Source organism: Campylobacter sp. B0100352/1, from assembly GCF_020135855.1.
GTDB lineage: Bacteria > Campylobacterota > Campylobacteria > Campylobacterales > Campylobacteraceae > Campylobacter_D > Campylobacter_D taeniopygiae.
Map to the genome: position 1 here is coordinate 54,164 of NZ_JACHTP010000004.1, position 25,538 is coordinate 79,701.

The 25,538-nt window shown below is 30.1% G+C and carries 28 protein-coding genes, 3 tRNA genes and 1 pseudogene; 10 read left to right on the forward strand and 22 right to left on the reverse strand.

Annotated features, from left to right (window positions below; genetic code table 11):
- From H2279_RS02210 to H2279_RS02225, 4 genes are all read right to left on the reverse strand, one after another.
- Complete coding sequence (locus H2279_RS02210) at positions 1-954, reverse strand: OmpA family protein (protein WP_137623950.1); 954 nt, start codon at positions 952-954, stop codon at positions 1-3.
- Positions 944-2,368, reverse strand: coding sequence for a MotA/TolQ/ExbB proton channel family protein (locus tag H2279_RS02215; RefSeq protein WP_337195448.1), 1,425 nt, complete (start codon positions 2,366-2,368; stop codon positions 944-946). Before H2279_RS02215 ends, H2279_RS02210 begins: the two co-directional genes overlap by 11 nt.
- Positions 2,369-2,457: 89 nt before the next feature.
- Positions 2,458-3,522: a class II fructose-bisphosphate aldolase gene (gene fbaA / locus H2279_RS02220; protein ID WP_337195462.1), complete on the reverse strand. Its 1,065-nt coding sequence runs from the start codon at positions 3,520-3,522 to the stop codon at positions 2,458-2,460.
- Position 3,523: 1 nt separating this feature from the next.
- On the reverse strand, positions 3,524-4,345 hold the full coding sequence (locus H2279_RS02225; protein ID WP_337195449.1) for a peptidylprolyl isomerase: 822 nt from the start codon (positions 4,343-4,345) through the stop codon (positions 3,524-3,526).
- An 82-nt stretch (positions 4,346-4,427) separates the two neighbouring features.
- Here H2279_RS02225 and nth point away from each other — a divergent pair, with 82 nt between their 5' ends.
- From nth to H2279_RS02245, 4 genes are all read left to right on the forward strand, one after another.
- Positions 4,428-5,051 (forward strand): endonuclease III, encoded by a 624-nt coding sequence (gene nth, locus H2279_RS02230; RefSeq protein WP_337195450.1) that lies wholly within the window; start codon positions 4,428-4,430, stop codon positions 5,049-5,051.
- Positions 5,051-5,701, forward strand: coding sequence for a DNA/RNA non-specific endonuclease (locus H2279_RS02235; protein WP_337195451.1), 651 nt, complete (start codon positions 5,051-5,053; stop codon positions 5,699-5,701). Before nth ends, H2279_RS02235 begins: the two co-directional genes overlap by 1 nt.
- A gap of 10 nt (positions 5,702-5,711) precedes the next feature.
- Positions 5,712-6,353 carry a trimeric intracellular cation channel family protein gene (locus H2279_RS02240; protein WP_337195452.1) on the forward strand — a complete coding sequence of 214 codons (642 nt, stop codon included), beginning with the start codon at positions 5,712-5,714 and terminating at the stop codon, positions 6,351-6,353.
- Between the two features lie 64 nt (positions 6,354-6,417).
- Entirely contained in the window at positions 6,418-6,624 is a 207-nt protein-coding gene (locus tag H2279_RS02245) for an EexN family lipoprotein (protein ID WP_137624005.1), read from the forward strand.
- Between the two features lie 3 nt (positions 6,625-6,627).
- Here the strand turns inward: H2279_RS02245 and cmoA are convergent, their stop codons facing one another.
- Genes cmoA through H2279_RS02295 form a run of 10 tightly spaced genes read right to left on the reverse strand, consistent with a single transcriptional unit; the run spans position 6,628 to position 15,760 of the window.
- Complete coding sequence (cmoA, locus tag H2279_RS02250) at positions 6,628-7,332, reverse strand: carboxy-S-adenosyl-L-methionine synthase CmoA (RefSeq protein WP_137623943.1); 705 nt, start codon at positions 7,330-7,332, stop codon at positions 6,628-6,630.
- On the reverse strand, positions 7,329-8,177 hold the full coding sequence (locus H2279_RS02255) for a bifunctional riboflavin kinase/FAD synthetase (protein WP_137623942.1): 849 nt from the start codon (positions 8,175-8,177) through the stop codon (positions 7,329-7,331). The genes cmoA and H2279_RS02255 overlap by 4 nt, the downstream gene beginning before the upstream one ends.
- On the reverse strand, positions 8,143-8,889 hold the full coding sequence (gene tlyA / locus H2279_RS02260; protein ID WP_137623941.1) for a 23S rRNA (cytidine-2'-O)-methyltransferase TlyA: 747 nt from the start codon (positions 8,887-8,889) through the stop codon (positions 8,143-8,145). The genes H2279_RS02255 and tlyA overlap by 35 nt, the downstream gene beginning before the upstream one ends.
- A complete protein-coding gene (locus H2279_RS02265) occupies positions 8,886-9,860 on the reverse strand; it encodes a hypothetical protein (RefSeq protein ID WP_337195453.1) in 975 nt (324 codons plus the stop codon). Before H2279_RS02265 ends, tlyA begins: the two co-directional genes overlap by 4 nt.
- A complete protein-coding gene (gene ligA, locus H2279_RS02270; protein WP_337195454.1) occupies positions 9,857-11,797 on the reverse strand; it encodes an NAD-dependent DNA ligase LigA in 1,941 nt (646 codons plus the stop codon). The genes H2279_RS02265 and ligA overlap by 4 nt, the downstream gene beginning before the upstream one ends.
- A 1-nt stretch (position 11,798) precedes the next feature.
- Complete coding sequence (gene folP, locus H2279_RS02275; RefSeq protein WP_337195455.1) at positions 11,799-12,941, reverse strand: dihydropteroate synthase; 1,143 nt, start codon at positions 12,939-12,941, stop codon at positions 11,799-11,801.
- 1 nt (position 12,942) lies between these two features.
- Positions 12,943-13,548 (reverse strand): DNA polymerase III subunit delta', encoded by a 606-nt coding sequence (locus tag H2279_RS02280; RefSeq protein ID WP_337195456.1) that lies wholly within the window; start codon positions 13,546-13,548, stop codon positions 12,943-12,945.
- A 6-nt stretch (positions 13,549-13,554) separates the two neighbouring features.
- Entirely contained in the window at positions 13,555-14,091 is a 537-nt protein-coding gene (locus H2279_RS02285; protein WP_137623936.1) for a HobA family DNA replication regulator, read from the reverse strand.
- The gene (locus H2279_RS02290; protein ID WP_337195457.1) at positions 14,088-15,290 is read right to left on the reverse strand and encodes an aspartate kinase; all 1,203 of its coding nucleotides are present in this window, start codon (positions 15,288-15,290) and stop codon (positions 14,088-14,090) included. The genes H2279_RS02285 and H2279_RS02290 overlap by 4 nt, the downstream gene beginning before the upstream one ends.
- On the reverse strand, positions 15,290-15,760 hold the full coding sequence (locus H2279_RS02295; RefSeq protein ID WP_137623934.1) for an RNA pyrophosphohydrolase: 471 nt from the start codon (positions 15,758-15,760) through the stop codon (positions 15,290-15,292). The genes H2279_RS02290 and H2279_RS02295 overlap by 1 nt, the downstream gene beginning before the upstream one ends.
- A gap of 98 nt (positions 15,761-15,858) precedes the next feature.
- Here H2279_RS02295 and hemW point away from each other — a divergent pair, with 98 nt between their 5' ends.
- Positions 15,859-16,920 (forward strand): radical SAM family heme chaperone HemW, encoded by a 1,062-nt coding sequence (gene hemW / locus H2279_RS02300; protein ID WP_337195458.1) that lies wholly within the window; start codon positions 15,859-15,861, stop codon positions 16,918-16,920.
- On the opposite strand, the gene H2279_RS02305 is transcribed toward hemW, so the two are convergent.
- Positions 16,909-17,472 (reverse strand): GNAT family N-acetyltransferase, encoded by a 564-nt coding sequence (locus H2279_RS02305; RefSeq protein WP_137623932.1) that lies wholly within the window; start codon positions 17,470-17,472, stop codon positions 16,909-16,911. The two genes, hemW and H2279_RS02305, sit on opposite strands and share 12 nt — an antisense overlap.
- Before the next feature lie 109 nt (positions 17,473-17,581).
- Here H2279_RS02305 and tatB point away from each other — a divergent pair, with 109 nt between their 5' ends.
- From tatB to queA, 3 genes are read left to right on the forward strand one after another with little or no spacing between them, the layout of a single operon-like run.
- Complete coding sequence (tatB, locus tag H2279_RS02310; RefSeq protein ID WP_137623931.1) at positions 17,582-17,992, forward strand: Sec-independent protein translocase protein TatB; 411 nt, start codon at positions 17,582-17,584, stop codon at positions 17,990-17,992.
- The gene (gene tatC / locus H2279_RS02315) at positions 17,985-18,716 is read left to right on the forward strand and encodes a twin-arginine translocase subunit TatC (RefSeq protein ID WP_337195459.1); all 732 of its coding nucleotides are present in this window, start codon (positions 17,985-17,987) and stop codon (positions 18,714-18,716) included. The genes tatB and tatC overlap by 8 nt, the downstream gene beginning before the upstream one ends.
- Positions 18,716-19,744: a tRNA preQ1(34) S-adenosylmethionine ribosyltransferase-isomerase QueA gene (gene queA / locus H2279_RS02320; protein WP_337195463.1), complete on the forward strand. Its 1,029-nt coding sequence runs from the start codon at positions 18,716-18,718 to the stop codon at positions 19,742-19,744. The genes tatC and queA overlap by 1 nt, the downstream gene beginning before the upstream one ends.
- Here the strand turns inward: queA and lpxD are convergent, their stop codons facing one another.
- The 3 genes from lpxD to H2279_RS02335 all read right to left on the reverse strand — a co-directional run bounded on the left by lpxD (position 19,745) and on the right by H2279_RS02335 (position 22,274).
- A complete protein-coding gene (lpxD, locus tag H2279_RS02325; RefSeq protein WP_337195460.1) occupies positions 19,745-20,698 on the reverse strand; it encodes a UDP-3-O-(3-hydroxymyristoyl)glucosamine N-acyltransferase in 954 nt (317 codons plus the stop codon). It abuts the gene before it with no gap.
- A 101-nt stretch (positions 20,699-20,799) separates the two neighbouring features.
- On the reverse strand, positions 20,800-21,243 hold the full coding sequence (locus H2279_RS02330) for a GatB/YqeY domain-containing protein (protein ID WP_337195461.1): 444 nt from the start codon (positions 21,241-21,243) through the stop codon (positions 20,800-20,802).
- Between the two features lie 11 nt (positions 21,244-21,254).
- Entirely contained in the window at positions 21,255-22,274 is a 1,020-nt protein-coding gene (locus tag H2279_RS02335; RefSeq protein WP_137623927.1) for a bifunctional 3,4-dihydroxy-2-butanone 4-phosphate synthase/GTP cyclohydrolase II, read from the reverse strand.
- 119 nt (positions 22,275-22,393) lie between these two features.
- Here H2279_RS02335 and H2279_RS02340 point away from each other — a divergent pair.
- Both H2279_RS02340 and H2279_RS02345 read left to right on the forward strand, forming a co-directional pair.
- A tRNA-Gln gene (locus tag H2279_RS02340) sits at positions 22,394-22,468 on the forward strand.
- Positions 22,469-22,480: 12 nt separating this feature from the next.
- A tRNA-Met gene (locus tag H2279_RS02345) sits at positions 22,481-22,556 on the forward strand.
- A gap of 74 nt (positions 22,557-22,630) precedes the next feature.
- Here H2279_RS02345 and H2279_RS02350 read toward each other — a convergent pair.
- The 4 genes and pseudogenes from H2279_RS02350 to rpsL all read right to left on the reverse strand — a co-directional run.
- Positions 22,631-22,707 (reverse strand) — tRNA-Arg (locus H2279_RS02350).
- Positions 22,708-22,741: 34 nt separating this feature from the next.
- Complete coding sequence (gene fusA, locus H2279_RS02355) at positions 22,742-24,817, reverse strand: elongation factor G (RefSeq protein ID WP_137623926.1); 2,076 nt, start codon at positions 24,815-24,817, stop codon at positions 22,742-22,744.
- Positions 24,818-24,829: 12 nt separating this feature from the next.
- Positions 24,830-25,300, reverse strand: coding sequence for a 30S ribosomal protein S7 (gene rpsG / locus H2279_RS02360; protein ID WP_137623925.1), 471 nt, complete (start codon positions 25,298-25,300; stop codon positions 24,830-24,832).
- A gap of 69 nt (positions 25,301-25,369) precedes the next feature.
- Positions 25,370-25,538: pseudogene (gene rpsL, locus H2279_RS02365) on the reverse strand (30S ribosomal protein S12); the annotation flags it as partial.

The window sequence follows — 25,538 nt, forward strand, 5'->3', positions numbered from 1 at the left end:
TTAATGGAATTCAAAAAAATTTTCTACATCTTTTAAGGCATTATCATTTTTAATACTAAATTTGATTTCTATACGGCGACTTTTGTCTTTATCTTCTACTCCATTGATCATAATAGGATCAGAAAAAGAACGCCCACTTGCCATCAAAAGTTTTTGCAATCTTGGATCTTTATAGAAACTATAAATAAAATTCATCACTTCATAAGCTCGTTTTTGAGATAAATCTAAATTATAAATATAAGAACCATCACTATCTGTATGCCCTTCGATAATAATATTTTCAATATTAGATAAAATTTTTGGATCATTCATAATCGCATCAAAATATTCACTTAAAATTTTTCTCAATCTTGCCTTTGCTTCATTTTTTAAAACATAAGAATCCTTATCAAACAAAACCTCAGCAGGTAAAGAAATTGCTCCTGTTTTATCATTGATCGTAATATTACTATCAAGCTTTTTTTGTAATTCTTTGCTCAAATTCTCACGCATAAGTCCTAAATTTTGAATTTTTTCCTTAGCTTGTTTAAATTCTTCTTGCAAATTGGATAATTCTTCATCTTTTTTTTCAAGCTGTCCAAGCAAAATAAGAATTTGCTTGTCTTTATTGTCAAGAGTTGAATTTAAGTCTTGACTTAATTGTTTATAGTTAGTTATATTTGCTTCAAGTTCTGCTTTTTGTAAATTTGCAAGATCTAAAGCACTTGAAGCATTGTTTAAATCGGAACTCAATTTAAAAACAATTGCTTCTTTATTTTTTAATTCTTGTTTATTTTCTTCCAAACGTGCTTCTTGTTTAGTCAGACTATCTTTAATCTCTCTTAGATCGCTTTGAGTTAAAACATATTTAACCACAATAGCACCTATTAGTAAAATAAAAACAAAAAGTAAGCCTGCCATTAAATCAGCATAGGCTATCCAAAAATTATTATCTTCTTTAAAATCATTTTTCATGATTTTTTTCTTCACTTGTTTTTTCTAGATCCGATTCTTTTTCTTGCTCATCTTCTTTAGCAAGATCTAATTGCTCTGTATTTTTATTTTCTTCAATATTAACTTCTTTTTCTTCTGCTTCTTTACCAATTTTTTTCATCACTTCATTGGTTTCTTCATTGAGATCTTGAATTTCTTTCTTAAATTCTCCCATCATTTTAATTTTTTCATCAATATTTTTTTCTTCTTCATACACTTCTTTAAATTTATGCATTCCCTCAAAAAGACTTGTTTTAAATCCTTCAAAGATCTTCTCTTGACTTTGAAGCATTTCTTGCTCATAAAGTTTAAAATTATGACTGAAACGCTCTACTTCCTCTGTAAAAACACCTAAAGTTTTATCAAAATGTTGAATTTTTTCATTGCTAATATCCAATAAACGATTATATTGTTCTGACATACGCATATTAACTTCTTTAAGATTTTGATTAAGTATGCCAATACCATTAAGCATTTCACTATATAATTTACCGAGATCTCTTTGATCTCTTTGTGCTCTACTTAATTCTCCCATAGTCTGTTTAATATGTTCACCACTTAATCTTATGGCTTTTTCTTCAACATTGATCATATCTTGAAAAATTTTAAATTTTCTATCGATAGCATGATCAAGCTCTGCAAAAAAATCCTGATTACTCACTTGTTTAAAAATAGCACCGATCTTTTCAAAATGCTGCAAACTTTCACTCAAATATCTTTGATCAAGTTCCTCTTTAGTCCAAAAAAATCCACTTGTAGAATTTTTTTGACGATTTAATAAACGCTCGATTTTGCTCTTACCAAATTTTTCAAAAAAAATCCACCAAAGAGCTAAAAAAATACCATAAATTGAAACATAAAAAGCAGTTCCTACTCCGCTTAATAAATTTGCAATTTCTTGCTCTAAAGCCGCTGTATTGCTAGAACTAAAATCTGGCATGGAAATTGCAATACTGATAAAAGTTCCTAAAATTCCCATCATAGGAAAAATTGCTGAACCTATACTTGCAAAGTTTTCATTTCTAGTTTCTCTAATATAACTATAAGCAAAATCATCAAAATTAGCATTTGATTTTGTGTCTTTTCCTATGGCAAGAAAATGTTTCATAATATGTCGTTTTAGAGCTTGTTTAAATTCATCTTTTTGTTGTTCAAAAATACTATAGGCGTATTCAGAATTATGACGTGCAAAAATAAGCGCTATAAAGAAAATAATCCCTGTCATAACAACTGTATGTAATTCAACTTCAAAATTTATAACATGAAAATAACCCAGCAAAATCAAAAAATAAAGCAAAGCAGGAATAAAAATAATCTTTAAATAAACAAAATATCCTTTTCTTTCTTTACTTTCAGGCAAAATAAGTTCCGCAATTTCATCCGATTTTACTTCCATATAAACAATCCCTAATCAATAATAAAATTTTACTTTAAAAATTATTTAAAAAACAATCTTTAAACTAAAATAAAAACCAAGCACAAGGCTTAGTTTTTATTAATACAATTTAAATTCTCAAAAGCAATTTCTAAACGCTTAATCATACTTTCCTCGCCTGATCTTAACCATACGCGTGGATCGTAGTATTTTTTATTTGGTTTATCATCGCCTTCTGGATTTCCAATTTGGCCTTGTAAATAAGCATGATTTTTAGCTTCATACTCGCGAACTCCATCCCAAAAAGCCCATTGAGTATCTGTGTCGATATTCATTTTAATCACACCATAGCTTACAGCATCTTTAATATCTTTTAATTCACTTCCGCTTCCACCATGGAAAACAAAATTAATTGGCTTATCACTACTTAGTCCAAATTTTTCTTTTATGAATTTTTGAGAATTTTTGAGAATTTCAGGCTGTAAGCTTACATTGCCAGGTTTATAGACTCCATGCACATTGCCAAAACTTGCTGCGATTGAAAATTTATCACTGATTTTTCCAAGTCTTTCATAAGCAAGAGCTACATCTTCAGGCTGAGTATAGAGTCTAGCATTATCAATACCCGTATTATCAACGCCATCTTCTTCACCACCTGTGCAACCAAGTTCTAATTCAAGACAAATCCCCAAAGCATCAAGTTTTTTCAAATACTCTTCACAAGTTTTTAAATTCTCTTCTAAACTTTCTTCGCTAAGATCAAGCATATGAGAACTAAATAACGCTTGTCCATGATTTTTCTTAAATTCTTCATTTGCTGCGATCAAGCCATCTATCCAAGGCAAAAGCTTTCTAGCAGCATGATCAGTGTGTAAAATAACTGGAATTCCATAAGCCTTAGAAAGCAAATGAACATGCTGAGCCCCACTAACAGCACCCAAAACATCCCCATTAGAACAATTTTTACCGGCGTAAAATTTGGCACCCCCGTTGGAAAACTGAATAATTACGGGAGAATTGACTTTTTTAGCAACTTCTAAAACCGCATTAATAGAATTTGTTCCAACAACATTCACAGCAGGGATTGCAAATCCCTCTGCTTTAGCATACTCATAAACTTTATTAAGCTCGTTACCGCTTATAACCCCTGGTTTAACAATATCTAAAACACCCATTTTATTTGTACTCAACTTTAGCGTTATTTAAAAGTTCTTGACCTTTTTGATTCATTACCTTCTTAAATTCTTCAAATTTAAGCCCGTTTTCAATACCTTGTTTTACATCTTCAAATTTGATTTGCTCTCTTGGATGTGAATTTTCTTTTAAGATAATATGATATCCAAAATTTGTTTTTACTGGAGTGGTTGTAATTGTACCATTTTTAAGTGCAAAAGCTGCATCTGTAAAAGGTTTTACCATAGTTGATTGATCAAACCAGCCAAGCTCTCCACCTTGATTTTTTGAACCTGGATCTATAGATTTTTCTTTAGCAATTTGACTGAATTTATCTTCTAAAGCTTTACCTTTTAATTTTTTAAGCTCATTGATAATTTCTTTAGCTTCTTTTTCGCTAGAAACTAAAATATGTCTTGCCTGAACTGAAGCAGGTTTTACATATTTATCTTTATTTTGATCATAAAAAGCTTTAGCCTTAGCTGGATCTACTTTAATAGAGTTTAAAATTTTTTCTTGATATACATTAACTAAGATACTTTCTTTTGCACGATCAAGCTCTTTTGTATAGAGTGGATCTTTTTCTAAATTTTGTTTTTTAGCATCTTGCAAAACTAAATCTTGAATGATATATTGTTGCAAAAGAATCTTTTTTTGATTATCAGGTAAAGTTTTAAAATCTTGACCTCTAAGCATAGGAGCAAAAAAATCATTTACCTCAGTATCGCTAATATTTTTACCATTTACAGTAGCTACTGTAGCTGCATTTGCACTTAAAGCTACACCAAAAATCAAAGTTGCCGCGACTAGAGAAATTTTTTTCATCGAGTTTCCTTTTTAATATAAAATATAAGATAAATCTATTATATCTCAACTTGGTTTAAAGCAAATTAACTAAAATAAAAAAATGAAAAGAAATTTACAAATCAAAGAACTTTTTTTAAAAAATTTTGACAAACCTGTAACAGAATTGAAATTTAAAAACCTTTATGAACTTATAGTTTGTGTGATGCTTTCTGCTCAATGTACCGATAAAAGAGTGAATTTAATCACTCCGGATCTTTTTAAAGCTTATCCGGACATTAAAAGCTTAGCAAATGCCAATCTAGCAAGTTTAAAAAGTTACATTCAAAGCTGTTCTTTTTTTAATAATAAAGCGCAAAATCTTATTAAAATGGCAAAGGCTGTTTGTGAAAATTTTGACGGAGAAATTCCTTTAAATGAAAAAGATTTAAAATCTTTAGCAGGAGTGGGACAAAAAACTGCCCACGTTGTTTTAATCGAATGGTGCGGAGCTAATTTTATGGCTGTAGATACTCACGTTTTTAGAGTTTCTCATCGCCTAAATCTTAGTAAGGCAAAAACTCCAGAGGCCACAGAAGAAGATTTAACGCGTATTTTTAAAGACAATCTTAATTATCTTCATCAAGCCATGGTGCTTTTTGGAAGATACACCTGTAAAGCAAAAAAACCTCTATGCAAAGAATGCTTTTTAAATCATCTTTGCACAAGTAAAGATAAGGAAATTTAATGAAAAAACTCATTTTAATATTTTTATGCTTTCTTAACGCATTTGCCCTTGAATCTTACATGCCAAACAAAGAGTTTTCTTCCTATTTTAATTCTTTTAATTGTTCTCAAGTTTTAAATAAATTTTTTTATATCAATTGCTATGATTACTCTTTAAAGGGCACAAAGGCAGTTGCTTACAAAGTTGAAGCCTCCAATTTAAAAATGAAACAAATTAAAAAACGACCACGTTTTGAAGATGATACCAATATTCCTAAAAAATATCGCACCACTTGGAGTAATTATAAACACAGTGGATATACTCGTGGGCATACAGCTTCAAATGCTTCATTTCGTTTTAGTAAAGCTGCTCAAAATTCCGTTTTTTTAATGAGCAATATGACTCCGCAAAATGAGCAAATCAATGCTAAAGTTTGGAATGAAATCGAGCAAAGAGAAAGAAAATTGGCCTTAAAATTTCAAAGCGTGGAGGTTTTAAATCTTATTCTTTATGACAAAAATCCAAAACGCATAAAAAACAATATTGCAATACCTAGTTTTTATGTTAAAATCATCCAAACTCCAACATTCAAAGAATGCTACCAAGTACCAAATCATGAAGTGGATGATGAAAAAATCAATCATTATAAAGTCTCTTGTGATCAATTTTAAAGGATAAAGAATGGATCTGAGTGAATTAACCATAACTGTGCTTTATATTGTAGGAATTTCAGCAGAAGGAATGACAGGAGCCCTAGCAGCAGGAAAACATAAAATGGATCTTTTTGGGGTTATGTTTATAGCCTTGGTTACTGCTATAGGTGGCGGAAGCATACGCGATGTTCTTTTAGGGCATTATCCACTCACTTGGGTAAAACATCCAGAATATATACTCTTAGTTTGTTTTTTTGCTCTTGCTGCAACTAGAATTCCTAGCATAGTAACAAGATTGGAAGCTTTATTTTTAACACTCGATGCCATAGGACTTGTTGTTTTTAGCATTCTTGGAGCACAAATTGCTATGAAATTAAATTATGGCTTTATTATTGCTATCGTAGCGGCTGCAATTACAGGTGTCTTTGGTGGAATTTTAAGAGATATTTTTTGTATGAGAATTCCACTTGTGTTCCAAAAAGAAATTTATGCTGGCATTGCTATTATAACGGGTGCGCTTTACTATCTTTTAACAATGTGGCTACAAATTCACACTCTTCTTTGCACTTTAGTTACTTTATTTATAGGAGTTATTCTAAGACTTTTAGCCATTAAATATCGATGGGCTTTGCCTGTATTTTCCTATAATGAAAAAGAAATTAATCATTAAATATAGTTAAAATTTTATTGTTATAATAATTAAAAAGGATAATTTAATGAAATTTTTTACTCAAATGCTGTTTTTATTAACTATAGGTATGATATTTATCGCTTGTGAGCAAACAAAAAGTGTGGAATACTATAAAACTCATCCGCAAGAAGCCAAAGAAAGAAGTGATGAATGCAGGCTTAAATCCATCATCAGTCAAGATTGTGTCAATGCTTTTAGTGTGGCTATTCCTAAAGAAGATTGGGAGGATAATGAAAGCTTGAAAAATTAAATTTTATTTAAAAGCTATAAAGCTTTCAAAATTTGCCCATTTAAAAATACTTTCTATTTTTTTAAATCCGGCATTTTTAAGCATAGAAATATTTTCTTTTTCGCTATAAGGGATTAAAACATTCTCTAAAGCCTCTCTTTTAGCAGCTATCTCAAATTTAGAATATCCTTGACTTTGCTTATAATCAGCATAAATTTCAATCACATTTTTAGATAAAAATGCATCCTCAAAAAGTATTTTTTCACTCATGATAAAAATACCATTTTCATTTAGGTTTTTATGAATTTGATTTACAAGCTCTTGCCTCTTTGGAGGTCTTATAAATTGTAAAGTATAATTTGCAATAAAAACATCACTACTAAAAAAATCAAATTCGCATAAATTACCTTCAATAAATTCTATATTTAAGCCGTATGCATTGGCTTTTGATTTTGCTATTTCAAGCATAGGTAAAGAATTATCCACTCCAAAAAAGCTAAAATCCTTTCTTAAACTAGCCAAAAAAATCAAAAAATTAGCACTAGAACAACCCAAATCACAAACTTTAGCACCATCATTTGCAATCTTAGCAATCAACTTAGCACAAAGTTCTAAATTTTCTTTATAAAAAGGCACGGAACGATTAATCATATCATCAAAAACACTGGCTACATTTTTATCAAATTCAAACTGTTTTTTTGGGCTTTCTTTAAAAATTTCATCTTTCATTTCAAATCCTTTAAACGATCTTGAGCTAATTGTATATCTTGAGAAATTTGCTTTTTTAATTGTGTCAAATCTTCAAATTTGTGATTTTCTCTTAAAAAAGATATAAATTGAATTTCTATCATATCTTTGCAATTTATATCTTGATCAAATTTTTCTAAAATATGGCTTTCTATGGCAAATTTTCCATCACTAGAACGCAATCCTAAAAAACTCACACTTTTATAAATTGCATCTTTTATTTGGGTTAAAGTGGCATAAACACCTTCTTTGGGTAAAACATAATCATCGCATTGTAAATTTAAAGTTGCATAAAGCTCTTTTGATCCAAGCCCCTGTCCTTTAACATGTTTGCCTTTTATAGAATAATTTCTTCCTAAAAGAAGATTTGCTTTTTCAATTTCACCTTTGGCTAAAAATTCCTTAATCAAACTTGTATGCACACTCATTCCATTGATACAAAACTCATCCACTATGATCGTTTTTATCCCACTTAGATTTTCTATATCTTTGGCTTTATAAGCTTTATTTTTACCAAAACAAAAATCATAACCGACAATAATGCATTTTAAAGAAACAAATTCTTTTTTTAAAAAATCTAAAAATTCTTTTCCGTCTAAATTTTTAATACTTTCAAAATCAAGTTCTATGATTTGTTTATTTGATAGAATCTGCTTTTCTTTATGAGTACAAAGTTTTCTACCTTGAAATTTATCCACGATTAAAATCGCACCAAAGTCGTCCAATAAATTAATAAGCTTTTGATGTCCTAAGTGCAAACCATCAAAAGAACCGATGGCTAAAGATTTGATTTTATTTTTTGCTATAGTGGTAAAAATATTCAACATTGCCCTCTTTTCCTTTTATCTTAGACTCTTCGCAAATTTTTAAAATCCACCCCAAACGAATACAAGCTTTTTCAAATTCTTTTCTTGCTTTTTGAATTTCTTTTTCATCTTTAACAACACCTTTTTTATTTCTTTTTGCATTTTTTCCAACCTCAAACTGAGGCTTAAAAAGTAAGATTATATCCTTTAAGGCTAACTGATCAATATAAAATATCAAGTGATGTAAAGAAATAAAACTCACATCACAAGTGATAATTTCAAATTTTTCTTCACTTTTAAATACTCTTAGATCCGTATTTTCAACGATTTTTATTTTAGCATTATCTCGCAAACTTGGATGAAGTTGATTATCTCCCACATCCAAAGCAACGATTTTTAAAGCTTGTTTTTCTAATAAAATTTGCACAAATCCACCCGTGCTAGAACCTACGTCTAAACAAATTTTATTTGATATATTTATATCTTTATCCTCTAAAAAACTCTTTAATTTAAAAGCAGCCCTTGAAACATAAGTTTTATTTAAAAGTTCTAATTTCAATTCTTTAGAAAATAAAATTTCTTCTTGAGTTAATTCTTGATTAAGTAAATTTTTGACATCAAAAGAGGGTTTAAATTTTTTAAAATTGAGCAAAATTTCTTCATTTTCTATAAGCTCTAAAGCTTTATTTCTACTGATATTTAATCGCTTTGCTACAAAAAGATCGTATCTCATTTTAAGCTTTCATTGAGAGATTTTTGCAAATCTTCTTTTTCTTTGGAAAACCACCATATACCAATTTCAAAAGCATTTTTATTTAAAATTTCCCTGACTTGTTTTAAATTTTTATCCCATTTGATTTTATCTTCTTTTAAAGTACTTAAATTTTGTTCCTTTAGTAAAGAAAAATTATCCATCATCGTTAAAATTTCTTTATGGTAAGGTTTTATGTTTTGGTTTTTACTTTCTTTGGAAAGAAATAAAGCAATTAAAATTATAAAAGAACTGGCAAAAATATAAATTTTGTTTCTTTTAAAAGCAAAATTATAAAGATAAGCAACAAAAAAAGAAAATACAAAAAAATTAAAAAAATCAAAAACAAAATTAAAAATTCTAAACCAAAAAATTCCAAAATAGGATAAAAAGTATTCTTTTAAAGCATTTATAATTGCTAAAAATTGAGAAATTAAGTCAAAAAATAAAAAACTTGAATTTTTATAATAAACTATATTTTGATGAAAATCATATAAATTAAATATAGTTTTAACATTAAAAAAAATATCAAAAATGCTATAAAAAAGTGCCGTAAAAAAACTCGATATAAGGATGATAATAAAATCAGTATAAGCATTATTGACTAGCTGAAAATAAAGTTTTTTTTTGAAAAAAACCAACAATAAAGGTAAGATTATAAATAAAAAAATATAATCTTGCCTTTGAGAGGCTAATAAATTTAAAGATAAAGAAAAAATAGCAAATAAAGCTACAAAAAAACTCACAATATAAATGTATAAATTTCTAGAAGTGATTTTATAGGCTAAACTATTTTTAACCAATACTGCCTCTTTTATGATACTTTTTCTAAAATTTAAAAAACCAAAAAATTCCTTTAAAAAAGCATAAAAAATAAAAATTAAAAAAATAAAAGCATAGCTAAAAAACTGCCATGTTAAAATAAAAGCAAATAAAGCCAATAAAGCGATCATTTTATCAACTCTTGAAAATCACTTTCATTGATACATTTAACACCAAGTTCCTTTGCTTTGTTTAGTTTAGAACCTGCTTCTTCTCCAAAGAGCACAAAATCTGTTTTTTTAGAAACTGAACCACTGACCTTTCCACCTAATTTTTCTATTAAGGTCTTAAAATGATCTCTTGGCTTAGAAAGTGTTCCAGTAATTACAAAAGTTTTTCCTAAAATAGAACTATCACTTTTAATCTCTAAACGCTCCACTTTTAATTTTAAAATATGATAAAACTCACAAATTCGGCTTTCATTCACACGAGTAAATTCACATAAACTAGCCGCCATTTGCTCACCAAAACCCTCTAAATTCGCATAAGATTCAAAATTTTGCTTATACCAATCTAGGCCAAAACTTGAACTTAGTTTTTTAGCTGCTACCTCTCCGATATGCTCAATTCCTAAAGCTGTGATGAAACGAAATAATTCGCATTCTCTTGCATTTTCTATAGCATTTAAAATATTATTGATTTTCTTTTCCTTAAAGCCTTCTAAACCTTCAAAATCTTCATATTTTAAAGAAAAAATACTCTCAATTGTATTAATTTTTTTATTTTTATATAAAAGCTCAACTATATTTTCACCAAGTCCATCTATATTTAAACACTTTTTAGAAACAAAATGTATGATTGAATTTAAAAGCCTATCATTGCAATCTATATTTTGACATTTTATAAGCGTCCCTTCATCTAAAAGCTCACCTTGACAAGTAGGACAAAATTTAGGACGCAAGATATCAAATTCTAAGCCATCTCGTCTTTCCTTAAATACTTTAGTGATTTTGGGTATCACATCCCCACTTCTTATAACGCTAACAAAATCATTGATTTTTACATCCAATCTTTCAATTTCATCAAAATTATGCAAAGTAGCAGATTTTACCACAACCCCATCTAAATTTACAGGTTCTAAAACAGCAACAGGAGTGATCACTCCACTTCTTCCCACTTGCAAATTCACCCCAATTAAACGCGTTGTTTTTTCAAGCGCTGGAAATTTAAAAGCCGCCATGAATTTTGGAAATTTAACCGTATGACCAAGCTCCTTACAAAGCGCTAGATCATCAACTCTAACTACCATACCATCCATCATCATAGGTTTTTGATCTCTTAAAGATAAAAGCTCCTTATAGGATAATAAAACCTCATCTAAGTCTTTACAAAGTTTTACAAAATCATCTTTTAAAAAACCGAGCTCTCTGATAAAATTCATTACCTCACTATGTTTTTTAAAATTTAAAGAATTTTCTCCAACCCCCCAAGGATAAAATTTTAAATTTCTTTCTTTAGTAATTCTTGTGTCAAGTTGTCTTAGGCTTCCGCTGGCTGCATTTCTTGGATTAGCAAATAAACTTTGATTTAACTGTGCTCTTTTTTCATTGATTTTTTCAAAATCATCTTTTAAAATCACAACTTCACCACGGATCTCGATTTTTTCTTTATAAGAAATGGTTTTTGGAATATTATCAATCTCGAAAACATTTAATGTAATATCCTCACCTACCTCGCCATCACCTCTTGTAGCACCACTGATTAATTTACCATTTTCATAAAGCAAATTTAAACTCGCTCCATCAAATTTTGGCTCTATGAAAAAATTATTTTCACACTTTGCACGTTTTGCCCAAGCTCTTAATTCCTCCTCATCAAAAACATCTTCCATAGACCACATGCGACTTAGATGAGTGATTTTTTTAAACTCACTCTGTATAGTAGGAGCTATTTTTTGCGTTGGTGAATTAGGTGAAATGTCATTTTCATTTTGACTTTCAAAGGCTCTTAATTCTCTAATCAAAGCATCATATTCCTCATCACTTGCCAAAGGCTCATCTTTTTCATAATATGCCCTCATCCACTCATTAGCTAAAGCTACCTTGCTTAAATATTCTTCTTTCGTCATCTTAAACTCCTATATTTTTCATAGCATTTACTAAGGCAAAAAGCTGTTGGTGTTCATACAGATCATGTACCCTTATAATACTTGCTCCATTTTCAAAAGCTTTTAAATGTAAATACAAAGTCCCTGCTAAACGATCCTTAATCTCACTTGGAAAATAAGCATTTATCATACTTTTTCGACTTGCCCCTATAAGCAAAGGTTTTTTAAATTGCAAAAAATGCTCCAAATGCTTGATTAAAATCATATTATGCTCCGCACTTTTTCCAAAACCAATACCTACATCCAAAATACTTTCTTTTACTCCATATTTATCTAAAATCTCAAGTTTTTCCTCAAAAAACAAACTGATTTCATCAAGCACATCTTCATAATAAGGATTATCCTGCATAATACTTGAATCTTTTTGTATATGCATCAAACAATATTTTGCCTTATATTCACTTGCAAGTTTGGCTAAATTTTCATTTTTTAAGCCCGTGATATCATTGATCAATTTAAAACCTCTATCTAAAGCATATTTTAAACAATACTCATCAAAGCTATCCAAGCTAAAAATACTTTTTTCATAATATTTTTTTGTATGAATTAAATCAAGAATATTTTTAAGCCTTTTAAATTCTTCCTCTTTGCCACAATAATAACTCCCAGGTCTTGAACTTACCGCACCAATATCTATATAATCAGGACTTAAAGCTAAAATTTCATTGAGTTTTTTTTCAAATTTATCTTCACTAACGCGACTATTAGCATGAAAGCTATCTTCATTGATATTCATAACCGCCATGAGTTCTACTTTTTTAGGCTTTAAAAAGTCTTTTTCCAAAAAAAGAGCTAATTTTTTAAGTCCGAAATCTTGCAGTTTTTCTTTTGATATTAATTTTTGAATTTGTTCTTTTGTAGCCATTAAAAGGGCATTAGAATAAGTTATATTGGCTGTAATAACCTCTTTGTGGGTTATTAATTCAGCACCTACTCTTAAAGCATCTTGTTTTAAAATATTTGCAGCTGCCGTGTTTAAATTTTTAATCAAAACAAAATGAATTTGTGTCTTTTGACTCATGATTTTTTGTCCAAATTGATGAGGGTTAATAAAAGAACAAATTATCTTAAAATCTGTATCAGGATTGATTTTATAAAATTTCATTTTATTTCTTTGTATAAAAATTAAGCAAAAGAGTGGTTAAAATCAAAGAACTTTTAGCATTAAGCTTTGCTAACTCATAAGATTCATAAAAAAATTCAAGTTCTTGTGCATTAAAATCTTTTATTTTGACCATTTGTTCTGCTAAAAGAGTGATTTTTTCCATAAGTTCATTTTTGTCTAAATTTTCATTTTCTTGCAAAAATTCAAACATTATTTTCAAATCCATTTTATCCAAATCTAAATTTAAATGATTCTTTGTTTTTTTTACATCACGCTTTTCACATATAAGACGCGATTTTATCGTGGGTAAAAGTAAATTTTTAGAAGGGACAACTATAAGAAATTTAATATTTTTAGGAGGCTCCTCAAGGAGCTTTAATAAAAAATTTTGTGCTTCTATTCTAAAATTATGTGCCATTAGAACAATAATTTTTTCATCAACTTCTGCTATATAACTTTCTTTTTCAACCAGTCTTGCATCATCAAGTAAAAAGTCATTTGCAGGAGTTTTAGGAATAAATCTTAAACGATTATATCCATATTTTTCAATCATTTCTTCTTTGATACGCTCAAAATCTTCACTGATTAAAATCTTACTCGCAAACACAAAAAATTATCCCAAACTAACTTTAGAAAACAAAATCGCATCTAAACTTAAATCCAAAAGTTTATAAAGACTGATAAGCTTAACATCAAGATCTTTATCTTTAGAGTTAAGAAAAAAGCTATTTTGTAATTGTTCATCAAAAAGCCATAATAAACTATCATTTTTAGATTTAGCGATTAAAGCTTTTTCATCCATAGTAGAACCTATATAAAAATACACATAACCATTAGGAAAAGTGATATCAAGTAAATCATTAAGCAAGGCAATTTCTTCTACTTTTTGTATCTTTTTTTTGCATAAAGAATTTAAAGAAACAAAAGGCAGCATAGGACGATTTGCTTTTGCATTGATATTTTTTAAAAAATATTCCTCATACCAAGATCTTTGCTCATCACACATCAATACAAAAGTACGCCCTTCAAGCAAATATTTAAGCTTAACTTGCATCAAAGGCGCCCATTCTAAACGACGAGACTCCATCCACGCCATAAAAGTTCCGCCATTGCGTATATTTTCAAGCGTGAAACTTAAAAAATCACTCATTTATCAAGCTCATAACATTCATGAAGTGCCCTTACAGCAAGTTCTCCATATTTTTCATGCACTATCATAGAAATTTTTATTTCACTAGTAGAAATCATACCTATATTGATATTTTCATCTGCTAAAGCTTTAAAAGCTCGACTTGCCACACCAGAATGAGACTTCATCCCAACACCCACTATAGACACTTTTACCACAGCACTATCACTTTCTACTATAGTATCTGCATGTAAAATTTTCTTCATAGCATTTTTGGCTAATTCTAATTCATTTTGAGGCACAGTAAAACCTAAATTAGTCGCTCCATCTACTCCTACATTTTGAATAATCATATCCACATTGATATTTTCATCCGCTAAAACAGAAAAAATTTCAGCCGCAATTCCTGGCTTATCTTCTACATTTCTTAAAGTTACTCTTGCTTGATTTTTATCCAAAGCAATACCACTAACTAAAGCTTTTTCCATTCCATCCTCTTTTGTTATATTTGTTCCTTGATTATTATTAAAACTACTTCTTGTGACTAAATTTACATTTAATTTTTTAGCAAGCTCAACTGAACGATTCTGCAACACTTTAGCCCCTAAACTTGCAAGCTCAAGCATTTCTTCATAAGAAATTTTATCAAGCTTTTTAGCCTTGGGTTCTATACGTGGATCAGTTGTATATACTCCATCAACATCGGTATAAATTTCACACAAATCCGCATTTAAAGCTCCCGCCACAGCAACAGCACTCAAATCACTTCCACCACGTCCTAAAGTCGTCACATTGCCTTCTTCATCTACACCTTGAAATCCAGCAATAACGACAATTTTTCCTTCATTTAAGGCTTCTTTTATAGCTCTAGAATCAATATAAGAAATCCTAGCTTTCGTAAAAACACTATCTGTGATAATACCTGCTTTTCTTCCTGAAAAAGAAATAGCATTAAATCCTTTTTCATTTAAAGCGATAGAAAGTAAAGCGCTCGTAACACGCTCTCCGCTACTTAAAAGCATATCCATATCTTTACCATTAGGATTTGGACTAAAATATTGTGCTTGCTCTATGAGAGTATTAGTAACTCCACTCATAGCAGAAACCACAACGACTAATTGATGTCCTTGTTTTGCACTCTCTATAACACGATTTGCAACCGCTTCAATACGTTCTAAGCTACCAACACTCGTTCCACCATATTTTTGAACTATAAGCATCAGATATAACCTTTCTCTTCAAAATACTTTATCACCTTGACATAAATATTTTTTTTAAAATGATGAATTATCTCAAAAACTTGTTTCACCTCAACAAATTGATAAGCACTAAATTCGGGATGTTTTGTTTGTATATTGATCTTAGAATTATCCTTTAGGCGCACTAAAAAATATTTTTGAATTTGTCCATCATAAGGATACATTTTTTGGGCAACTCTTTCGGGAAAATCATAGCTTAGCCATTCTGGGTATTCAGCGATGATTTCAACCTCATCAGTGCCAATTTCCTCTTTAAGCTCTCTTAATAAAGCATTTTTTATTTCTTCGCCCTCATCAATACCACCCTGTGGAAATTGCCAAACATTATCCATATCGCTTCTTTTGGCTATAAAAATTTTACATTCCAAAGGATAGGAACTTGATAAAACAATAGCCGCGACATTTGGTCTATATTTTTTTTCTTTTTCCACTTTTCTTCCTTAACCATCTTAAGGAATTATTTTAACTTAAATCAAATCAAAATTTGATTAAAATTAGCAAATTTTAATTAAAATTATTTGGGTTATTTATGCATTTTTATATTCATATTCCTTTTTGCGAAAGCAAATGTCATTACTGTGCTTTTACGAGTTTAAAAAAAGAAAATTATGAAAAATCTTATTTTAAAGCTCTAAGCAATGACATTGATTTTCATCTTAAAAAATTTAACATCCATCACAATCAAATAAAAACGCTTTTTATAGGTGGTGGAACGCCAAGTTGCATTGATGCAAGCAATTATGAATATATCTTTGAAATTTTACATCCTTATTTAGCTAAAAATGCTGAAATTTCATGTGAGGCTAATCCAAATTCAGCGACTTTAAATTGGCTTAAAGCTATGAAAAATATAGGGATTAATCGCATTTCTTTTGGAGCACAAAGTTTTCATTCTGAAAAATTAAAATTTCTTGGAAGAATTCACAATCAAGAAATGATTTTTAAAGCTTTAGAAAACTCACATAAAGTAGGATTTACTAATATCAATTTAGATTTGATTTATGATACTAAAATGGATAATAAAAAAATGCTTGAATTTGAACTTTTAAATTTAGAAAAAATCAAACCCTTAATCACTCATTTAAGCGCTTATAATCTAACTATAGAATCAAAAACTGCTTTTGCTAAAAAAGAAAATTTTAAAAAAAATGCTCCTAATCTAATGAAATTTTTTATCCAAGAAATAACAAAACTTGGCTTTTTTCAATATGAAATCAGTAATTTCTCCAAAAATAAAAACTCAATATGCAAACACAATCTTGGATATTGGAAAGGTAAAGATTATATAGGATGTGGCTTAAGTGCAGTAGGATTTTATAAAAATCAACGTTTTTATACGGCTAAAAATTTAAAATCCTATATAAAAAATCCTACTTTTAGAAATATAGAAAAACTAAGTCCTCAAGATTTAAATTTAGAACATCTATTTTTAGGACTTAGAAGCATAGTAGGCATCCAAGAAAAAAAATTAAATTTAAAACAAAAAGAAAAAGCTAATTTGCTCGTAAAAGAAAAAAAACTTGAATTAAAAAAAGGGATTTATTACAATCTTAATTTTTTAATCAGCGACGAACTTGCTTTATACTTTTAAATTTTCATAGAAATGTTTATGTTTCTCTTTATAAACCTCGTAAATTTTTTGTCCTTCTTTAAAATTAAATTGATACATTCTAAAAACCACTTCTATGTTTTTAGGAGTCCAAAACTCATAATAGCTATATTGGTAAGTCATACCTATTTTTTGCATTACTCTACCACTAGCAATATTATTTACATCATGTGTTGCCGTTATGTAGTCAATTTCACCCTCTTTTTTTAGATATTCTAAAAACATTTTACACGCAGAGGTTATAATACCTTGATTATGAAATTTTTCTCTCAAAGCATAACCTAAATCATTTGCTTTGTTTTCAAGATTTAAATGAATATAGCCTAACATTTCGTCATTTTCTTGAGAACATATTGCAAAACGATATTTTGATTTTTGATCACTTGCTTTAAGATAAAATTGCTCTAAATGATTACGAGTTTGTTCTACAGTCTGAAAAACAAACCAAGGTAGATATTTATTAACTTTTTCATTGCTTAATAAATCATGCAGATAATATAAATCTTTAAGCTCAAAAGGTCTTAAAATAATCACAACAAATAGTCCTTTATTAATTTCTAAAATATTTTAACACAATTAATTTTAAAGTAATTAAAATTAATGTAAAATTATTCTTTATTCCTTAAAATCAAAGAAGTTATAAATGAGTTTTGGTGAAATTATAATTATTTTAGTGGTAGCGATTTTAGTTTTAGGGCCTGATAAACTTCCAGAAGCTATTGTACAAGTAGCTAAAATTTTAAAGGCTTTAAAGAAAAATATAGATGATGCAAAATCAAGCATAGAAAAAGAAATTCGTATCAATGAACTTAAAGAAGAAGCTAAAAAATACAAAGATGAATTTTCTTCAACCAATCAAAATATAAGAAAAAAACTCAGCTTTGAAGAATTTGATGATCTTAAAAAAGATATTTTAGAAAAAACTAAAGTGGATTTAACTTTTGATAGCAGAGAAAACAATACATCTCAAAACCTTAGCGGACAAAATTTAACTCCAAATGAAAAACCTAAACTTACCTCATTAGATGAAAAAGTGGAAAAACAAGATGTTTGAAGAATTAAGACCCCATTTAATCGAACTTAGAAAGCGTCTTTTTATCAGTGTTGTTGCTGTTATTGTATTATTCTTAATATGCTTTGGCTTTCGTAATTATATTTTAGAAATTTTAAAAGCTCCTCTTGTAGAAGTTTTACCTGAATTTTCAAAACACATCAATGTTATTGAAATGCAAGAAGGACTCTTTACCACCATTAAAGTAAGTTTTTTTGCTGCCTTTGTTTTTGGCATCCCTATTATTTTTTGGCAATTTTGGAAATTTGTCTCTCCAGGACTTTATGACAATGAAAAACGTCTTGTAATCCCTTTTGTAAGTTTTGCAAGCGTTATGTTTGCCTTAGGAGCTTGTTTTTGTTATTTTATTGTTGTGCCTTTGGCTTTTAAATTTTTAATCAATTTTAGTGTTAATGAAGGTTTTAATCCTATCATTACTTTAGGAACTTATGTCGATTTTTTCATTAAGGTTATTATAGCTTTTGGTTTGGCTTTTGAAATGCCTGTTATTGCATTTTTCTTTGCAAAAATAGGTTTAATTGATGATTCTTTTTTGAAGCGTCATTTTCGCATCGCTGTTTTAGTTATTTTTATTTTTTCTGCTTTCATGACACCACCTGATTTCTTATCTCAATTTTTAATGGCAGGGCCTCTTTGCGGACTTTATGGACTCTCTATTTTAATTGTTCAAAAAGTCAATCCAGCCTCTAAAGAAGATACAGAGTGATCGAACAAGATTTATTTCTCTCATCTTATAATTATCATTTGCCACAAGAGCTTATAGCAAATTATCCAATAATCCCTAAAGAAAATGCTAAACTTTTGGTTTATGAAAGAAAAAATCAAAAAATTTTCCATACCACTTTTACTAATCTAAAAGATATTTTACCCGATTGTGCGATATTTTTTAACGATACAAAGGTTATTAAAGCAAGAATTTATGGAAAAAAATCAAGCGGTGGCAAAATAGAACTTTTTTTACATCAACCTTTTTTAAATTCAAAAAAACCAAGCTTTATAGTTCAAATTAAAGGACGTGTAAAAATCAATGAAATTTTGCATTTTGAAAAAAACTTAACAGCAGAAGTTATTGAAATTCTAGAAGATGGAATGCGTAAAGTTTGTTTTTATCAAAATGATAAAATCTTAAACACAAATGAACTTTATGAACTTCTTGATAAAATAGGACATATTCCCTTACCTCCTTATATCAAAAGAGCAGATAATGTCGATGATATTAAGGATTATCAAAGCATATTTGCTAAAAATTTAGGCGCAGTGGCTGCTCCTACGGCAAGTTTGCATTTTAGCGAAGATATGATTAATGATCTAAATAAAAAGCATGAAATTTATCACCTGACTTTGCATGTAGGCGCAGGCACTTTTAAAAATGTAGAATGCGAAAACATACAAGAACATAAAATGCATAGCGAATTTTTTAGCATCCCAAAACAAGCTTGTGAAATTATTGACTCAAAAAAACATATTTTAGGTATTGGAACCACGGTAACAAGAAGTATAGAATATTACGCAAGAACGCATAAAGAAAATGGATTTTGTGATTTATTTTTACACCCAAATAATCCGCCTATAAGACAAAATTATCTTTTAACTAATTTTCACTTGCCTAAATCAACTCTTATTATGCTTGTTTCATCTTTTATAGGCAGAGAACAATGCTTAAAACTCTATGAATTAGCCATAAAAGAAAAATACCGATTTTACTCTTATGGCGATGCTATGCTTATTTTATAATCATTCTTTAAATTTTATAGCAATTTTAGCTTGAAGCTTAAGCCAATCTTTTTGAAGCATGATAGGAAAACCTCCATAAACTCTACCTCCTTCAAGGTTTTTGCTTACTCCACCTCGTGCGGCTATTGTACTAAAATCTCCTATTTTTAAATGCCCACTTGTAGCACTTTGACCACCCATAACCACATTTCTTCCTAATTGACTTGAACCTGAAATACCTGTTTGTGCCACAATAATACAATTTTGTCCAATATCACAATTATGTCCTATTTGAACAAGATTATCTACTTTAGTTCCTGCTTTAATAATTGTACTATCAAATACAGCTCTATCAATTGTCGTACAAGCTCCAATTTCTACAAAATCTTCCAAAACAACATTACCATTGTGATAAATTTTATAATGCTCTCCATTTTTATTGTGCGCATAACCAAAACCATCACTTCCTATAACGCAATTTGCTAAAAGATGACATTTTTTTCCAATTTTAGTATCATTATAAATCACTACATTAGGATGGATGATACTCTCATCTCCTATGCTGACATTATCCCCAATATAAGCACCAGCCATAATGACTACATTTTCTCCAATATCAACATTATTACCTATATAAACATTAGGCATAATTTTAGCACTCTTGGCAATATTTTGCTTTTTTTCTTTAACTTGCTCAAACAAAGGTTTTGCAAAAAGCTTACTTAAAAAAGCGAAACTTAAATGTGGATTTTGAGTGATCAATACTTTCGTATCTTTTGGAACCAAATTTTCATATTCTTTAGTTACCAATATCGCAGCAGCTCCGGTATTAGGAATATCTTTAGCATTTTTTTCTCCATCGCAATACGTTAGCTCTGTAAAATTTGCCCTTAATAGAGAATTTAAAGCAGTGATTTCAATATCTTCATCATAATATTCCAAACTTAAAAATTCCGCTATTTCTTTTAATTTCATTTTATTCCTCTAAAAAATACAATCATCTAAAAAAATATTTGTTACAATCATAGCACGATAATCTTTCTAAATACTAACTTTTTACACAATCTTAAAAAAAATTAATTTAAAATTTCTCTTAATACTTCATTTAATCTTTTTCCATCAACCCTTGCCCCAAATTCTTCCTTAGCTTCTTTCATAACAAGCCCTTGCTCCTTTAAAGAACTTACCCCTAATTTTTCTATTATTTTTTTTAATGCTGATTTTAATTCTTCATCGCTTAATTGTTTTGGTAGATAAATTTCAAGAATGGCAATTTCATCATTTTCTTTTTGAGCCAAATCTTCTCTTCCGCCTTTAGTATAAAGTTCTACCGCATCTTTTCTCTTTTTTATCTCGCCAATTATGATCTTAAATATTTTTTCATCATCAAGAGTGATTCTTTGATCGATCTCAAATTGCTTTAAAGCCGCATTTAAAGTCCTTAAAACATCACGTTTGAAATCATTTTTTTGCTTCATCGCTTCTTTAATATCATTTAAAATTTGCTCTTTGAGTGTCATTTTTATCCTTTCTAATTAAAATTACAGACTTTAAGATTTAACCCAAAACCCTCTAAGCCTATATAGTCCTTATCGCAACTTTGAGATAAAAGCTTAATCTCTTCTATTTTAAAATATCTTAAAATTTGCGCCCCTATACCATAATTTTTAAATTGAGTTGCACTTGATTTTTCTCCTTGCATGAAAACAATCACTCCACTATTTTCATGTAAAAATTTAATCTGTTCTAAAAGTTTTGAAAATTTATCCGACGTTAAAAGCTCAAAATCGCTTCCGCTGATATGAAATTTCACATTGGTGCATTTTTGAATTTCTCCAAAAGAAAATACAATATGTTGCATATGATTATGATCAGTAAAAACAAATTTTTCAGCTTTAAAACCCGCTAAAAAGCTATCACTTTTTTCTTTTAAGGTAATAAGGCTTTCATGTTTTAATCTGTATTCTATAATATCAGAAACCGCAATCATATTAAGATTATGTTTTTCGCAAAATTTTTCTAAATCTTCTCTGCGAGCCATATCTCCATCATCTTTAACAATTTCACAAATCACACAAGCTTCTTTTAATCCCGCTAAACGACAAAGATCCACAGTCCCTTCTGTATGCCCTGTCCTTTCTAACACTCCTCCACTTTTAGCGATTAAAGGATTAATATGACCAGGTCGAACAAAATCTTCTGCTTTTGCCTCATCATCTGCAAAAATTTTTATAGTCATATCACGTTCATAAGCACTTACACCCGTTTTAGCCTCTTTAGCATCCACTGTAATTGTAAAAGCAGTTTCGTGATTGGAGGTATTTTGTGGCACCATTAAAGGAAGGTTAAATTTTTTAGCGATTTTCTCTCCAAGTGCTACACAAACAACACCCCTAGCCTCTTTGATCATAAAATTAACCTTTTCTTTTGTGCTAAATTGGGCAGGAAAAATCAAATCTCCTTCATTTTCTCTATCTTCTGCATCAACCATTACAAGCATTTTGCCTTGTTTTAAGTCCTCAATAGCTTGCTCAATGCTTACAAATTTCATTTATTATTCCTCAATTTTTATAATTTTATAAAAATTATAGCTTTATTTGCTTGACAAATAAATTAAATTTTAATATAATTTCCTCTCTTAAAAATATTACACAAAATACTTATTTAAATTGGGGTATCGCCAAGCGGTAAGGCAACAGGTTTTGGTCCTGTCATTCAGGGGTTCGAATCCCTTTACCCCATCCAAAAATATCTTATCGCGAAGTAGAGCAGTGGTTAGCTCGTCGGGCTCATAACCCGAAGGTCGGGAGTTCAAATCTCCCCTTCGCAACCAATCATACCTAATTAAAACTTCTACTAAAAATTTGATTAAAAGCTAAAGAAAGAAAATAATAGATTTATTTAAAATGGTGTCCACGGCGAGATTCGAACTCACGGCCTCAAAATTAGGAATTTTGTGCTCTATCCAGCTGAGCTACGAGGACAAAAAAAGCGGAAGAAAAACTTCCGCTTTAATTTTTAACCATTTCTCTTTTTGATAATTTCTTCAGAAACATTTTTTGGAACTTCATCATAATGATCAAATTCCATAGAATAAGTTGCACGACCTTGAGTCTGACTTCTAAGATCTGTTGAGTAGCCAAACATTTCAGCTAAAGGACAAAATGCTGTGATGATTTTATTTCCGCCTCTTTCATCCATAGAATTTACTTGACCACGACGCTTATTTAAATCGCCTATTACATCACCCATATATTCTTCTGGAGTTTCAACTTCAACCTTCATCATAGGTTCTAAAATAACAGCTCCTGCTTTTCTAGCTCCTTCTTTAAAGCCCATAGAAGCAGCAAGTTTGAATGCCATTTCAGATGAATCCACTTCGTGGTAACTTCCATCATAAACAGTCACTTTTACATCCTCAACAGGATATCCCGCTAAAACACCATTTTGTAAAGCTTCTTGAATACCTTTATCTACAGCTGGAATATATTCTTTAGGAATCACCCCGCCTTTGATATCATTAACAAATTCATATCCACTTCCTGGCTCAAGTGGTTCAAGACGTAAAAATACATGTCCATATTGACCACGACCACCTGATTGTTTAGCGTATTTATATTCTTGTTCAACTGTTTTTCTAATTGTCTCCCTATAAGCAACTTGAGGTTGGCCTACTTCAGCTTCAACTTTAAATTCACGAAGCATACGATCAACGATAATTTCTAAGTGAAGCTCACCCATACCTGAAATAATAGTTTGACCACTTTCTTCGTCAGTAGAAACTCTAAAGCTTGGATCTTCTTGTGCAAGTTTATTTAAAGCTATAGACATTTTTTCTTGATCTGCTTTAGTTTTTGGTTCAACCGCAACAGAAATAACAGGATCTGGAAAATCCATTCTCTCTAGAATAACTTTATCTTTTTCACTAGCTAAGGTATCACCTGTTAAAGTGTCTTTAAGCCCTACAACAGCACCAATCTCTCCTGCGTAAAGAACTTTAATTTCTTCTCTTTTATTTGAGTGCATCTTTAATAAACGACCGATTCTTTCTTTTTTATCTTTTGTAGAGTTATAAGCATAAGAACCACTTTCTAAGCTACCACGATAAACACGCACGAAAGTAAGTTGTCCCACAAATGGATCGGTCATAATTTTAAAAGCAAGTCCCGCAAATTCACCATCATCAGTTGATTTTACAGAAACTTCTGTACCATCTTCATATTCACCTCTGATATTTGCTACCTCATCAGGAGCTGGTAAATAAGCTACAACCGCATCAAGTAAAGGCTGAACACCTTTGTTTTTAAAAGCCGTTCCGCAAAGCATAGGAACGATGGCAAGGCTTAAACATCCAGCTTTAATTCCTGATTTGATTTCTTCAAGAGTTAATTCTTCTCCGCCGAGATATTTTTCCATCAATTCATCAGAAGTTTCAGAAACTGCCTCTATCATCTTAGTGCGATATTCTTCAGCTTTTTCTTTTAATTCTGCTGGAATTTCTTTTTCAACATAATCTGTTGGTTTTGTGTCATCTTCCCAAACTAAAGCTTTCATTGTTACAAGGTCGATAACACCTTTAAAATTATCTTCAGCACCAATTGGAATTTGAAGTGGAACTGGATTTGCTTTTAAACGGTTGCGAATTTGATCTTCTACATTGTAGAAATTAGCACCGATTCTGTCCATTTTATTAACAAAAACAATTCTTGGAACCCCATACTTATTTGCTTGTCTCCATACAGTTTCTGATTGAGGTTGAACCCCGCCAACTGAACAAAAAACAGCTACAGCGCCATCTAAAACACGCATCGATCTTTCAACTTCAATAGTAAAATCCACGTGGCCTGGAGTGTCAATAAGATTGATTTGATGATCTTTCCAAAAACAAGTTGTCGCAGCAGAAGTAATTGTAATACCTCTTTCTTTCTCTTGCTCCATCCAGTCCATAGTCGCAGCACCATCATGCACTTCGCCGATTTTATGACTCATCCCAGTGAAGAAAAGAATTCTTTCACTTGTTGTTGTTTTTCCAGCATCGATATGTGCTGCAATCCCTATATTTCTAACTTTTTTTAAAGGAGTAGTTCTTGACATCTTATTCCTTTCTTACCAACGATAGTGAGCAAATGCTTTATTTGCTTCAGCCATTTTATAAGTATCTTCTTTTTTCTTAAAGGAAGCGCCTTTGCTGTTAGCAGCATCTAAAAGCTCTCCTGCAAGTTTTTCTATCATTGTTCTTTCACTTCTTTTTCTTGCAAAAGAAATGATCCAACGAATAGCTAAAGCTTGCTGTCTAGCAGGTCTTACTTCAACTGGAACTTGATAAGTAGCACCACCTACGCGACGAGATTTAACTTCTAAAAGAGGTTTGATATTTTCAATAGCTTCATTAAAAATATCGATTCCTTTCTTTTCGCCACCTTTTTTATCAATAGCTTCTAAAGCACCATACATTATAGTTGTTGCAACACTCTTTTTTCCATCATACATTAAAGAATTAATAAATTTTGTGATTACTTTATTACCATAAATCGGATCAGGTAAAACTTCTCTTACCGGAGCTTTTCTTCTTCTCATTATTATTCCTTCAAATTTTTAATTTTACTCAAACAAAATCAAATCAAACGGATTTGTCTGTCTTTAATTTTACTTAGCAGCACCTGCTTTAGGACGCTTAGCACCATATTTAGAACGAGAAACTGTTCTTTTTGCAACACCTGCTGTATCAAGCGCACCACGTACAATGTGATATTTCACACCTGGTAAGTCTTTAACCCTACCACCACGCACTAAAACAATACTATGTTCTTGAAGA

Coding starts and splice junctions, on each gene's coding strand:
- H2279_RS02210 (WP_137623950.1), bottom strand. CDS start 954: ATGAAAAATGATTTTAAAGAAGATAATAATTTTTGGATAGCCTATGCT.
- H2279_RS02215 (WP_337195448.1), bottom strand. CDS start 2,368: ATGGAAGTAAAATCGGATGAAATTGCGGAACTTATTTTGCCTGAAAGT.
- fbaA (WP_337195462.1), bottom strand. CDS start 3,522: ATGGGTGTTTTAGATATTGTTAAACCAGGGGTTATAAGCGGTAACGAG.
- H2279_RS02225 (WP_337195449.1), bottom strand. CDS start 4,345: ATGAAAAAAATTTCTCTAGTCGCGGCAACTTTGATTTTTGGTGTAGCT.
- nth (WP_337195450.1), top strand. CDS start 4,428: ATGAAAAGAAATTTACAAATCAAAGAACTTTTTTTAAAAAATTTTGAC.
- H2279_RS02235 (WP_337195451.1), top strand. CDS start 5,051: ATGAAAAAACTCATTTTAATATTTTTATGCTTTCTTAACGCATTTGCC.
- H2279_RS02240 (WP_337195452.1), top strand. CDS start 5,712: ATGGATCTGAGTGAATTAACCATAACTGTGCTTTATATTGTAGGAATT.
- H2279_RS02245 (WP_137624005.1), top strand. CDS start 6,418: ATGCTGTTTTTATTAACTATAGGTATGATATTTATCGCTTGTGAGCAA.
- cmoA (WP_137623943.1), bottom strand. CDS start 7,332: ATGAAAGATGAAATTTTTAAAGAAAGCCCAAAAAAACAGTTTGAATTT.
- H2279_RS02255 (WP_137623942.1), bottom strand. CDS start 8,177: ATGTTGAATATTTTTACCACTATAGCAAAAAATAAAATCAAATCTTTA.
- tlyA (WP_137623941.1), bottom strand. CDS start 8,889: ATGAGATACGATCTTTTTGTAGCAAAGCGATTAAATATCAGTAGAAAT.
- H2279_RS02265 (WP_337195453.1), bottom strand. CDS start 9,860: ATGATCGCTTTATTGGCTTTATTTGCTTTTATTTTAACATGGCAGTTT.
- ligA (WP_337195454.1), bottom strand. CDS start 11,797: ATGACGAAAGAAGAATATTTAAGCAAGGTAGCTTTAGCTAATGAGTGG.
- folP (WP_337195455.1), bottom strand. CDS start 12,941: ATGAAATTTTATAAAATCAATCCTGATACAGATTTTAAGATAATTTGT.
- H2279_RS02285 (WP_137623936.1), bottom strand. CDS start 14,091: ATGAGTGATTTTTTAAGTTTCACGCTTGAAAATATACGCAATGGCGGA.
- H2279_RS02290 (WP_337195457.1), bottom strand. CDS start 15,290: ATGCTTATAGTTCAAAAATATGGTGGAACGAGTGTTGGTAGCTTAGAA.
- hemW (WP_337195458.1), top strand. CDS start 15,859: ATGCATTTTTATATTCATATTCCTTTTTGCGAAAGCAAATGTCATTAC.
- tatB (WP_137623931.1), top strand. CDS start 17,582: ATGAGTTTTGGTGAAATTATAATTATTTTAGTGGTAGCGATTTTAGTT.
- tatC (WP_337195459.1), top strand. CDS start 17,985: ATGTTTGAAGAATTAAGACCCCATTTAATCGAACTTAGAAAGCGTCTT.
- lpxD (WP_337195460.1), bottom strand. CDS start 20,698: ATGAAATTAAAAGAAATAGCGGAATTTTTAAGTTTGGAATATTATGAT.
- H2279_RS02330 (WP_337195461.1), bottom strand. CDS start 21,243: ATGACACTCAAAGAGCAAATTTTAAATGATATTAAAGAAGCGATGAAG.
- H2279_RS02335 (WP_137623927.1), bottom strand. CDS start 22,274: ATGAAATTTGTAAGCATTGAGCAAGCTATTGAGGACTTAAAACAAGGC.
- fusA (WP_137623926.1), bottom strand. CDS start 24,817: ATGTCAAGAACTACTCCTTTAAAAAAAGTTAGAAATATAGGGATTGCA.
- rpsG (WP_137623925.1), bottom strand. CDS start 25,300: ATGAGAAGAAGAAAAGCTCCGGTAAGAGAAGTTTTACCTGATCCGATT.